9 protein-coding genes are annotated in these 12,668 nt (G+C 62.8%); all 9 read right to left on the bottom strand.

The features are described 5' to 3' along the window. Positions 1–246 (bottom strand): DNA-3-methyladenine glycosylase (locus ACC569_RS11745; RefSeq protein WP_372523722.1); only part of this gene is annotated, 246 nt, incomplete at its 3' end. A gap of 80 nt (positions 247–326) precedes the next feature. Then, the gene (locus ACC569_RS11740; protein ID WP_372523721.1) at positions 327–2,300 is read right to left on the bottom strand and encodes a bifunctional aldolase/short-chain dehydrogenase; all 1,974 of its coding nucleotides are present in this window, start codon (positions 2,298–2,300) and stop codon (positions 327–329) included. Between the two features lie 63 nt (positions 2,301–2,363). Next, complete coding sequence (locus tag ACC569_RS11735; RefSeq protein ID WP_372523720.1) at positions 2,364–2,915, bottom strand: YfaZ family outer membrane protein; 552 nt, start codon at positions 2,913–2,915, stop codon at positions 2,364–2,366. Positions 2,916–3,108: 193 nt separating this feature from the next. Beyond that, positions 3,109–4,398: a GGDEF domain-containing protein gene (locus ACC569_RS11730; protein ID WP_372523719.1), complete on the bottom strand. Its 1,290-nt coding sequence runs from the start codon at positions 4,396–4,398 to the stop codon at positions 3,109–3,111. Between the two features lie 86 nt (positions 4,399–4,484). Continuing rightward, positions 4,485–5,834, bottom strand: coding sequence for a GGDEF domain-containing protein (locus ACC569_RS11725; RefSeq protein ID WP_372523718.1), 1,350 nt, complete (start codon positions 5,832–5,834; stop codon positions 4,485–4,487). A gap of 256 nt (positions 5,835–6,090) precedes the next feature. Then, a complete protein-coding gene (locus ACC569_RS11720) occupies positions 6,091–6,522 on the bottom strand; it encodes a hypothetical protein (protein WP_372523717.1) in 432 nt (143 codons plus the stop codon). Between the two features lie 73 nt (positions 6,523–6,595). After that, complete coding sequence (hemE, locus tag ACC569_RS11715) at positions 6,596–7,663, bottom strand: uroporphyrinogen decarboxylase (protein ID WP_372523716.1); 1,068 nt, start codon at positions 7,661–7,663, stop codon at positions 6,596–6,598. A gap of 113 nt (positions 7,664–7,776) precedes the next feature. Beyond that, positions 7,777–9,222, bottom strand: coding sequence for a glutamate synthase subunit beta (locus tag ACC569_RS11710; protein ID WP_372523715.1), 1,446 nt, complete (start codon positions 9,220–9,222; stop codon positions 7,777–7,779). Then, positions 9,215–12,668 (bottom strand): glutamate synthase large subunit (gltB, locus tag ACC569_RS11705; RefSeq protein WP_372523714.1); only part of this gene is annotated, 3,454 nt, incomplete at its 5' end. The genes gltB and ACC569_RS11710, both read right to left, overlap by 8 nt.

Below are 12,668 nucleotides of genomic sequence, written 5' to 3'. Positions count from 1 at the left end.
GAAATACATCCCGTAGATCATGTAGACATAGGCATGGCCCGGCGGACCGAACATGACTTTGGTCCGCTCCGTCAGCCCGCGCGCGGAATGGGCGGCGAGGTCGTGCGGCCCGAGGTAGGCCTCCACTTCCACGATCCGGCCAACGCGCTCCACGCCGCGCGCCGCATGAACCAGGTATTTCCCGAGCAGATCCCGGGCAACAGCGATCGTGTCCCGGTCATAGAACGCGCGTGGCAGTTTTCGCATGATGATTTCAGGAATTGATCGACGATAAACACTTCATGGCAGGGCACCGCGCCCGAAGGCGAGTGAGTCCGGTACTTTGACTAAATCACCCGCTCATTCCCGCCATCCACCGGCACCTGCGCGGCGGTAGTCTTAGCGAACAGCGGGCCACACATCTCGGCCGCGAGTTCGGCGACGTCGCGGCTGGTGATTTCGGTTTTCAGCACGTTATTTTTCTTGTACTGCTCGACCGTGAGGCCATAGTGCTTGGCGCGCGCGGCGAGGACTTCGTCGGTCCAGATGCCGGTGTCGAACACGGCGTTCGGGTGCAGCGAATTGATGCGAATGTTGTCCGCGCCCCACTCCAAGGCAGCAACGCGCGCGAGTTGGTTCAGCGCCGCTTTCGAGGCCGAATAAGCCGCGGCGCCGGGGCCGGGAGCGGGGACGTTCTTGGAGCCGATCACCACCGCGCGCCCGCCCTGGGGCGCTAGCTTGAGCAGCGCATGCGCCTCGCGCATCAGCACCATATTTGAATCCAGGTTGATGCGCAGCACTTTCTGCCATTCGGCGGTCGCGAGCGCCTCGATGCGGCAGCCGGGTGGGAAAATACCGGCGTTCAAAATCAGCATGTCGAGGCCGCCGAAGGCGCGCGCGGTTTTTTCCAATGTCTCAGCGAGCCGCTTTTCATCCGTCACGTCGCAGACCAGACCAAGATAATCGGAGCGGCTGTAAAGGCCGGTAATGGCGTGATTGATGTCGAGCCCCACGACCGCAGCACCGCGCGCCAGCAGCGAATCGACACAGGCCTTGCCAATGCCGGAGGCCGCGCCAGTCACCAGCGCCACTTCGCCGGCGAACACCGGCGGCTTGCCGCCGCCCTTGAGCTTGGCCTGCTCCAGGTCCCAGTATTCCACGTCAAAAATGTCCTTCGCCGGCAGCGCCTGCCAGCCGCCGAGCGCGGTGGCACGCTGGATGATCTCGAGTGTATGGGCGTAAATGTCGTAAGTAATCGCGGCGTCTTTGGCGCTGCGCCCGACGGTAATTACGCCGAAGTCGCGGTCGAGGATCACGCGCGGCGCGGGATCGAGCATGGTCTTGGGTTCTTTTGTTTTGGGTGCGTGCTCGTTGAAATATTTTTTGTAGGCCTCGACGTAGGCTTTGACGTCACGCCCGATCATCGGCACGCGTTTGGTGCGGATGACATGATCCGGTGTCGCCGGTCCCTGCTGCGAGATCGTTGCGATATCCGCCCGGCGCGCAAACGCCAGGCTCGCGGCATCTTCGTGCGCCGCGATGATCACGGGAAACCCGGCGGTCGCGGACAGCGTGCGCCGCAGCTCGGCCATCTCCCGCCGCAACGGGCCCGGGGACGGCTTTTCCGTGGCGGCCGGTAACTGCCAGGCCTTGTGCTTCGCGAGATAGTCCTCGGCGCGCGTCACGAGCTCGATCATGCGCTCGTAGGATTGCCGCGCGGTTTCACCGAAGGAAAAGATGCCGTGATTCATCAACACCATGCCGATCGTGTTCTTGCCGGTTTGTTTGGCGAATTCCTCGGCACACAACCGCGCGAGGTCGAAGCCCGGCATGACATAGGGAATGACCACGACACTGTCGCCGTAAATCTCGCGGATGCGCTCCAGCCCCTTGGCCGTATTGGTCACGGTGATCACGGCATCGGCGTGGGTGTGGTCCACGTATTTGTGCGGAAGAATCGCGTGCAAAATGGCTTCAACGGAAGGCGTCGGCGCCGAGGCGCGGGTCATGTGGGTGCGCAGTTCGTTCACCATCTGCGGGTCGGACAGCTGCGGCAGCTTCGCGAGCCTGAGCAGATGCTCCATGCGCACCGGCGAGAACCCGGCGGCCTCGATGAACTCGAGGTCCCAGCCGCTGCCCTTCACATAGAGTAGCGCTTCTGCTTCACCGAGGAGATTTTTTTCCGTGATTTTGACCGAGGTGTTGCCGCCGCCGTGCAGCACCAGCGACTTGTCGCACCCGAGCAGGCGCGAGGTGTAGACGCGCAATCCCAGATCGCCCGGGAATGGCGCGGCTTCCGTGTCGTTCCAGAGGCTTTTCATGGGATGCGCGGCGGCTACCCGCGAATCGTGTCTCGCTTGCGCTGAGTTGAGGAGGGGATGGTGCTAGAAACTGATCTTCACGCCCACATGAGCACCGGAATCGACGGTCACATCGGAATTATTGTCGAGATCGGCGCGGACTTTGCGGTAACCGACATAGATGTTGGCGGTCTTTTTGACCACCTCGAACTCGGCGCGCACGCCCCATTCCCAGAATTTCTTGCCGTCCATGAACGTGATGACGTCCGGGGCGTAATACAGGTAACCGCCGAAACCGACCGGGAAGTTGTTCGGATGCACACTGAACTGGCCGCCAAGGCCGAGAGCGAGTACGTCATCGTTGCTGACGTTGGCGTAGTAGACCTTGCCGCCGAGTCCGGCCTCAACACGCATGTCGCCGGTCTGCTTCTCGCCGGAGGCGAGGAGACCCATGCTGGCGACCCAATCGTTCTGGTCGGTGTTGGACAGGAAACCGGCGTTGAATTCGGCCTGGCGCCAGGCCGTGGCATAAGTCGCCTGCACGCTGTCGTTGTTGAGATTAATATCGATGGAATCCGCCAGAACCGGGACACTGAAACCCGCTGCTACCGCTGCCAAAAATATCCGAAGACGCATGAAATTCTCTCCTCCATAAAATGACGGCGGCGCAATACTAACCGATCATCTTATGGCCGGCCAGAAGTAGCGCCCAGTGCCCGAGGCGAATGCTCCTTCGGCAATGGGCGCAGATAGCCGCAATGAACTAGGTTTCCTTGGTCGCCACTGTCACCGTCTCCGAAAGAGCTGGCCTCGGGATTCGGCGGCTAGGCTAGGCCGTCGGCAGGGCAACCACCATGCGATTGTAGCCGCCCAGCTTGGCGTGGGTCAGCGTCTCGTCCGCGCGCTGCAGCAGCGCGGCCGGAGGTTCGCCGGGCGAATACTGCGTCAGCACGCTTGAAAAACTCGGCAGGGGAATGTTCTTGCCGTCCTGATGAATGAATGTGCTGGTGGCGGTCTTGCGCGCCTTTTCCAGCGCGTGCATCGCCCCGTCCTTCTGCGTGTTCGGGAACAGCACGGCGAACTCATCGCCACCGTAGCGCGCCACCAGATCGTAGGTGCGGAACTTGGACAGTATCTCGCTGGCGTAGCAGCGCAGCACGGCGTCGCCGGTGGCGCGCCCGTAGCGCTTGTTGACCGATTCGAGGTTGTCGATGTCGATGACCGCGAACGCCAGCGCGAACCCGTAGCGCTTGACGCGGCCGATCTCGGATTCGAGTTGTTTGATGAACACATCACGCTTGGGCAATCCGGTCAATTCGTCGGCCATGCTGTGTTTGCGCGCCTGGCCGAGTTCCTGCCGCAGGCGCGCGCGGTCCGATTCCACCGCCTTGAGATATTCGCTCGCGGTGGAAAGTTTTTCGATCAGCGCCTGGCGTTCCTCGATCAGTTCATTCAGTCCCTTGACCAGAATCTGCTTGAGATCGCCGAGTTCGCCCAGCGGGCTGTGCGTGTCCTGCAGGGCGACACGTTCGCTTTCCAGCAACTCGCCGAACTGTTTGTCGACCTTGATGCTCTCCGTCACTTTATCCGCGAGCGTGTCTTCCAGCGCCTCGATCTTCCCCTGCCGCGTGGGCGACGCGGATGTTTCGGGGACGGGGACGGGGACGGGAGCGGCTGCTTCCATCACCGGCTCCGGCCTGGCGGCGACCACCGGTGGTGCGGGTGGTGCCGGTATCGGCGCCGGTACGATGGGTGGTGACACGACCGGCTTTGCCGCGACCGGCGGGGACACAGGGCGCGGCGGCGCGGCGGCGGCTGGTGCCGCGGCGGTCGCGGTGGATGGCGTGGGCAGGTAAAGCGTCAGGCGCTGCTGGATGAGGCGCGCCTTGACGCGGGTGGCAGGGTCACAGGCCGGGCTGGTGGCGTACTTGCCGAGCAGTCCATGCAGAAAGGTCACAAAAACGAGCTCGATGCGCCCATTCTCGTGTCCGTACTTCTGCAAGCCGCGCTGGATCTGGTTGTAGAGGATAAGCCCGTGTTCGGTCCGCTTCAGACCTTCCAAATGATGCTTGAGGCTTTTCAGCAACGACGGATCTGTCGAGGTGTCCGTACCCGCCAAGGCAATCTCCTCAATAACTGGCGTGAATGACCTGTCATTGAGATTAGACGCCGGAACCCCGGTTCACAACCCGGGCACAGTCGGCCTCAGGCGCCGTTGTCGTTGGTCAGGCCCTGGGGCCGGTTTGGCGGGACGATGGACATTTCCAGCTCGATACGGTTGCGGCCAAGCCGTTTGGCGCGGTACAGGGCACGATCGGTGCGGTCGATCAGGTCGGTGTGGCTTTCGCCGGGGGTATACAGGGCGATGCCGGTGGAAAAGGTCGGCAGAACCAGCGTCATATTTTGATGTTCACAGCGAACTTCCAGCGCGCGGTTCCTCACCTTGGTCATGGCCGCGACGGCTCCGTCCGGGGTGGTGTTGGGCAGCAGGACCGCGAACTCCTCGCCGCCGTAGCGCGCGACCATGTCGTGGTGGCGCAGCACGGTCAGCACGTCGGTGGCGTAACAGCGCAGGATGGCATCGCCGGCGGCGTGACCGTGAACGTCGTTCACGGCCTTGAATTCATCGAGGTCGATCATGGCCAGCGTGAGTGGCGCGCCGTAACGTTGCGCGCGGCTGGTTTCGTCCTGCAGGCGGCGCATGAAGGCGCGCCGGTTCGGCAGGCCGGTGAACTCATCGGTCAGCGACAACAGCCGCACCTTGTTCAGCTCATCGTGCAGCCGCTCGCTGTCGGCCTTGATGAGCTTCAGATAACCTCCGGTGCGGTGCAGCTTGGAGTCGAGCGAGCGTTGCCCGCTGAGCAGCTCCTCGAGACCACCGACGAGGATCTGCCGCAGCTGTTCAATCTCCTTGTCGCCTTCGGCCTGCTGCAGGGCGCGCAGTTCGATCTGCAGCAGCGCGCCGAATTCGCGGTTCTGGGTGAGCGCGTCGGTCACGCTCTTGGCGAGCGCTCCTTGCAGCTTCTCGATCTCGTCACGCTGGCGGTCGAGGTGCAGGCGATAGGCACTGTTGACGCGGCGCTCGGCCATCAGCGCGCCGTTCTCGGTCGCCGGAAATGTCGTCGTGGAATTATCCTTCGGGGGGGTTGCCGCGGCCTTGGGCGCGGCGGCCGGTTCCGGCCGGGGCCTTTCCGTCGGCGTGCCGGCGGCGGGCACGGTCACCCCGGCGGCGGCCTGACGGATACGCTCGTCGAGCTTGTCGGGCGAAACCGCGGCACCCGAAGCGGGCGCGAAACCGCGGCGCAACTGGATCAGGCGCGCATTGAGACGGGTGATGTGATCGGCGGAGGGATCGCGCGCGTAGGCATCAAGCAGCAAATGCAGCAGCGAGGCGTAGGTGTGATCGACCTTGGCCTGCACGCCCTCCTGCTCTTCCACCAAGCGTGCGATTTGGTCATAGATGACGATACCCGATGACGTGTTCTTCAGCCCGTCGAGCAGGCCTAGCATTCTTTTCGAAGCGGACGCGCGGTCCGCTTCGGATTTGTTCTGCACCACTTCCCCACCTCCTGTTTCCGCGACGGCGTTTATAGTTATACACCGCCGACATGTGCGGCGCGGGCACCGCCTCCTTGTGGAGCGGCCGCAGAAACAGCAAACTTTTTCTTGAAGCTAGACGTCCGTTTTTAGTTCAGACGTCAATCTACCTGCACGTATCCCAAATGACAACGCGCGCAAAGCGGCGAAGCGGTCAAGTTCCCGCTTATCAAAGACTTATCAGCGACGATTGACAATCCCGTTTAAGCCAAAATCAACGGGAGGGATGAGCGTTACCGCGGCGCTTGCCCTGGAACGCCGCAATCGATTTGACGATTTCCTGATACGGCAGCGCATCCAGCGAGCCGTAAGCCGCTTGCGCCTGCTGCACCAGTGCGTGGATATTCTGGACCCCGGCCGCCGCGGCTCCCTCCTCTGTCGCCATCTGCCGCTGCAGGCCGATCAACCCGCCGAGCATGACCTTCATTTCCTTGCCGAACGGCAGGCTCGCGGAAGTATCCGTCACCTTGAGCACGAAGCGCGCGCGTGCGCGCATGAACGCCAGGAGCGTGGCGCAATTGTTGCGCGCGATGTCGGAACGGCATTCCACGCCCATCTGCTCGGCAACGGAAAAACGGGTGGCCATTTCACAGGTACACTGAACGCTCAGGATGGCCTTCTCGAAGGGGCAGCGGGCATTGTCCATATATAATGGATGACCACCAGTAATAATTAATAATGTAGGTCTTGCAGGATAACCGCGGAAACCGCTCTCCGCACTATCCCTGATGATACTGGCGGCTCAGGTCATGCACCGCGTCCACGACCACGACCACCTTGTCGGGATTGACATGCTGGTGGATGCCATGACCCAGATTGAAAACCAGGCCGCTGCCTTGGCCATAGCTTGCCAGGATGGTATCCACTTCGCGACGGATGCGTTCCGGCGAGGCGTACAGCAGGGACGGGTCCATGTTGCCCTGCAGCGCCACGCGCTGACCCACGCGCGCGCGGGCGTCGCCCAGGTCGGTGGTCCAGTCGATGCCGAGCGTGTCGGCACCCGAATCCGCCATGGTTTCGAGCCATTGGCCGCCGTTCTTGGTGAACAGGATCACCGGCACGCGCCGGCCTTCGTGCTCGCGCGTGAGGCCCTGGATGATCCGCTCCATATAGCGCAGCGAGAATTCGCGGTAATCCCGCGGCGTCAGCACGCCTCCCCAGGTGTCGAACAGCATCAGCGCCTGCGCGCCGGCGGCGACCTGAGCGTTGAGGTAGGCGGCCACCGCGCGCGCGAGGACGTCGAGTAACTGATGCATGAGCTGCGGCTGGTCGAACATCATGGATTTGACGAGCGCGAAATCCTTGCTGCCACCGCCTTCGACCATGTAAGTCGCGAGTGTCCAGGGACTGCCCGCGAAGCCGATCAGCGGGACCTGGCCGTGCAGTTCGCGCCGGATCAGGCGCACCGCATCCATGACGTATTTCAGTTCCGACTCGGGGTCCGGGACCGGCAGCGCCGCGACGTCGGCGGCGGTGCGTACGGGCTTCTTGAACTGCGGGCCCTCGCCCTCGGTGAAATAAAGCCCGAGCCCCATGGCGTCGGGAATGGTGAGAATATCGGAAAAAAGAATCGCGGCATCGAGCGCGAAGCGGCGCAGCGGTTGCAGCGTCACCTCGCAGGCGAGTTCCGGCGTGGTGCAGAGCGTCTTGAAATCGCCGGCCCGCTCACGCACCGCGCGATACTCGGGCAGATACCGCCCCGCCTGGCGCATGATCCACACCGGCGTCACGTCCACGGGCTGCCTGAGCAGCGCACGCAATAATCTGTCGTTCTTAAGTTCTGTCATAAAGAGATTTCACCGCAAAGGCACCAAGAGCGCAAAGGAAAAATGTGTTCAAGCAGGGCTTTGCGGCATGAAGCCGATTCCCGCTTTTCTTTGCGTCTTTGCGGTGAGTAATGTTAGAGCGGCGCGGGGAGGTCGGAGGCGCCCGTGAGATATTTGTCGATGCCGCGCGCCGCCGAGCGCGCCTCGGCAATGGCCCAGACGATCAGTGACTGGCCGCGCTGCATGTCGCCGGCGGTGAACACGCCGGGAATGCTCGTCATCCAGTTATCGTCGCGCCACACGTTGCCGCGCTCGGTGAGCTTCACGCCGAGACTCTCCAGCATGCCTGGTTTTTCGGGCCCGGTGAAACCCATGGCCAGCAACGCCAGCTCGCAGGGCAGCGTGAACTCGCTGCCCGTGACTTCCTTGAAACTCACGCGACCGCCTTCGCGGACCAGCTCCACTTTGACCAGTTCGAGCGCCTTGAGACGACCGTGATCGTCCCCGATAAAACGTTTGGTCGAAACCGAATAGACCCGCTCGACGCCCTCTTCGTGCGCCGAGGCGACACGATAAACATACGGATACTGCGGCCAGGGATTGTCCGCGGCGCGGTGTTCCGGCGGGCGCGGCATGATTTCCAGCTGGTGCACGCGCTTCGCGCCCTGACGATTCGTGGTACCGAGACAATCGGCGCCGGTGTCGCCGCCGCCGATGATGATGACGTGTTTACCCTGAGCGGTGATTTCCCGGTTCGCCGCAACCGTGTCGCCTTCGCAGCGGCGGTTCGATTGTGTGAGGTACTCCATCGCAAAATGCACGCCCTTTAAATCACGCCCCGGGACTTTGAGATCGCGCGGCGCGCAGGCGCCTCCGGACAACAGGATGGCGTCAAAATTCTTTCGCAGCTCTTCCACCGGCAGGTTCACGCCGATGTGCGCGTTCGCCTTGAACACCACGCCTTCGGCCTGCATCTGTTCCAGCCGCCGTTCGAGAACTTTCTTTTCCATTTTGAATTCGGGAATGCCGTAACGCAGGAGCCCGCCGATGCGGTCATCGCGTTCGAACACGGTGACGTCGTGGCCCGCGCGCCGCAGCTGCTGCGCGCCCGCGAGGCCGGCGGGACCGGAACCGACGATGGCGACTTTCTTGCCGGTCAGCACTTTCGGCGGCTCGGGTTTGATCCAGCCTTGCTGAAAGGCACGGTCAATGATGGCGAGCTCAATGGCCTTGATCGTCACCGGATCGTCGTTGATGCCGAGCACGCACGCGCCCTCGCACGGCGCCGGACACAGCGTGCCGGTAAAATCCGGGAAGTTGTTGGTTGCGTGCAGGCGGTCGATCGCCTCCTGCCACTGTCCGCGGTAAACCAGATCGTTCCAGTCGGGGATGATGTTACCCAGCGGGCAACCCTGATGGCAGAACGGAATGCCGCAGTCCATGCAGCGCGCGCCCTGTTGCTTGAGCTCGTCCTCGGGGAACGGGCGCATGACCTGCTTCCAGTCCCGCACCCGTTCGGCGACGGGTCGGTAAAGCTGTTTGGCGCGGTGAAACTCGATAAAGCCGGTGATCTTACCCATGCGCCGCTTCCATCACCGCCTGTTCTTCCGAGATACCGTTTTGCCGCGCCATGGAAATAGCCGCGAGCACGCGCTTGTAGTCCTTGGGCGTCACCTTCACGAATTTCGCCTGCTGGGCTTTCCAGCTGGCGAGAATCCTTCCCGCGACCGTGCTGCCGGTGTAATGCGCATGGCGCTTGAGCAGGTCCTTCACCAGCTCCACGTCCTCGGCGGAGGTCATGGGATCGATGTCCACCATCGCGAGATTGCAATGACGCTTGAAATCGCCCGCGGCATCGAGCACGTAGGCCACGCCACCGGACATGCCAGCCGCGAAATTGCGGCCCGTGGAACCGATGACCACCACGCGGCCGCCGGTCATGTATTCACAACCGTGGTCGCCCACGCCCTCGACCACCGTATGCGCACCGGAATTGCGCACGCCGAAGCGCTCGCCCGCCACCCCGCGGAAATAGGCTTCGCCCGCGGTCGCCCCGTAAAGTGCCACGTTGCCGATGAGGATGTTCTCCTCCGGCACGAAACTGGCTTGGCGCGGCGGATAAACGATGAGCTTGCCGCCGGACAGCCCTTTGCCGATATAGTCGTTAGCGTCGCCTTCGAGCGTGAAAGTAATGCCGTTCGGCAGAAACGCACCAAAGCTCTGGCCGGCGGAGCCGTTGAAATGGATGCGGATCGTGTCCTCGGGCAGACCCTCGGCGCCGTAGCGCCGGCTCACCTCGCTGCCGAGTATCGTACCAACCGTGCGGTGGACATTGCGAATCGGCAGGATGATATCCACGGGCTTCTTGGACTCGAGAGCTTCACGCGTGAGTGGCAGGATCGTCACCATGTCGAGCGACTTCTCGAGTCCGTGATCCTGTGCCCGCACCTGGCGGATGGCCACGTCGGGACCGGCCGGCGGCTGGTACAGGATCTGCGTGAAATCGAGGCCGCGCGCCTTCCAGTGATCCACGGCCTTTTTCACGTTCAGGCGGTCCACGCGCCCGATCATTTCAGCCATCGTACGGAAGCCGAGCTGCGCCATCCATTCACGCACTTCCTGCGCCACGAAGCGGAAGAAGTTCTCGACATGTTCGGGTTGGCCCGCGAATTTCTTGCGCAGCTCCGGGTCCTGGGTGGCGATGCCGACCGGACAGGTGTTCAGATGGCACACGCGCATCATGATGCAACCGAGCACCACCAGCGGCGCGCTCGAGAAACCGTACTCCTCGGCACCGAGCAGCGCGGCGATCACGACGTCGCGGCCGGTCTTCAGCTGGCCATCCACCTGCACCACGATGCGGTCGCGCAGATTGTTCATCACCAACACCTGCTGGGTCTCGGACAGACCGAGTTCCCACGGCAGGCCCGCGTGCTTGATCGAGGTCAGCGGGCTTGCGCCCGTGCCGCCGTCGTGGCCGGAGATCAGCACCACGTCGGCATGTGCCTTGGCGACGCCGGCGGCGACGGTACCCACGCCCACCTCGGAGACCAGCTTCACGTGGATGCGCGCCTCGCGGTTGGCGTTCTTGAGATCGTGAATCAACTGTGCCAAATCCTCGATCGAATAAATATCGTGATGCGGCGGCGGTGAAATCAGGCCGACGCCGGGCGTCGAGTAACGCACCTTGGCGATCCACGGATACACTTTGTGTCCGGGCAGCTGCCCGCCTTCGCCGGGCTTGGCACCCTGGGCCATCTTGATCTGCAGGTCGGTCGCGTTCACCAGATAATGGCTGGTCACACCGAAGCGGCCCGAGGCTACCTGTTTGACGCGTGAATTGCGGACGGTCCCGTAACGATCGGGGTCTTCACCGCCTTCGCCACAGTTGGAGCGGCCGCCGATACGGTTCATGGCAATCGCGAGCGACTCGTGTGCCTCCTGGCTGATCGAGCCATAGGACATGGCACCGGTGGCAAAGCGCTGCATGATGGACTCCACGGATTCCACCTCGTCGATCGGGATGGGCCGGTCGGCCGGCTTGAATTCCATGAGCCCGCGCAGGGTGGCGAGATGTTGCGCGCCGTTGTCGCAGGCGCGGGAGAATTCCTTGAACATCGCGTAGGAGTTGGCGCGCGTGGCCTGCTGCAGCTTCGCGATCGTCTCGGGATTGAGCATGTGATACTCGCCGTCGCGGCGCCACTGGTAATGCCCGCCCCAGTCGAGCTCCGGCGGACCCACCGGCCGGTCGGGATAGGCGCGGTGGTGACGCAGACTGGCCTCCTGCGCCACGATGTCGACACCGATACCGCCGACGCGCGAGGCGGTCCAGGTGAAATACTTGTCGACAAACGCTTTGTCGAGACCGATGGCCTCGAAAATCTGCGCGCCACGATAAGACTGTATGGTGGAGATGCCCATCTTGGAGATGGCTTTCACCACGCCTTTGTTGAGTGCCTTGATGTAATTCTTGACCGCCGTCGCAGGATCCACTCCCTCGAGCAGACCTTCGCGGATCATGTCGTCGACCGTCTCGAATGCCAGATACGGATTCACCGCACCCGCGCCGTAGCCCAGCAGCAGCGCCATGTGGTGCGTCTCGCGTGGCTCGCCGGATTCAACGATCAGGCCTACTTTCACGCGCGTGCCCGCGCGCACCAGGTGATGATGCACCCCGGACGTGGCCAGCAGCGCCGGCATCGGCATGTGCTGCGCGTCCACGCCACGGTCGGACAGAACAATAAAGGTGCAGCCCTGGGAGATCGCCGCGCTCGCCTTCATGCACAATTCTTCCAGCGCGCGCGCCAGCCCCGGCCCGCCCGAACCGGCCGGGAACGACATGGGGAGGGTGACGGTCTTGAAACCGGCGCGATCGAGATGGCGAATTTTCGCCAGTTCTTCGTTGCCCAGGATCGGCGTCTTGAGCTTCAGCATGCGGCAGCTTTCGGGACCGGGCTTGAGCAAATTGCCCTCGGGGCCGAGCGGCGTTTCAATCTGGGTCACCAGCTCCTCGCGGATCGCATCGAGCGGCGGATTGGTCACCTGCGCGAACAGTTGCTTGAAATAGTCGTACAGCAGGCGCGGCTTTTCCGACAGCACCGCCAGCGCCGCGTCGTTGCCCATGGAACCCACTGGCTCCTCGCCCTTCTGTGCCATCGGCGCCATAAGGATACGCAGGTCTTCGTGGGTATAGCCGAAGGCCTGCTGGCGCTGCAGCACGCTGGCGTGATCCAGCTCCGGCACTTGCGGCGGTTTGGGCAGTTGATCGAGCGGGACGAGGTTTGTCTTCAGCCAATCTTTGTACGGATGCGCCGAGGTGTAGCGCTGCTTGAGTTCGGCATCGTCGATGATGCGGCCCTCGCGCGTATCCACCAGGAAGATACGACCCGGGTGCAAGCGTTCCTTGATGAGCACGTTCTCCGGCGGGATGTCGAGCACGCCGACCTCGGACGCCATGACCACCAGACCGTCTTTCGTTACGTAGTAGCGCGACGGACGCAGGCCGTTGCGATCGAGCACGGCGCCG

Source organism: Sulfuricaulis sp. (assembly GCF_041499725.1).
Classification (GTDB): Bacteria; Pseudomonadota; Gammaproteobacteria; order Acidiferrobacterales; family Sulfurifustaceae; genus Sulfuricaulis.
This window is presented reverse-complemented; position numbering and strand designations above follow the sequence as displayed.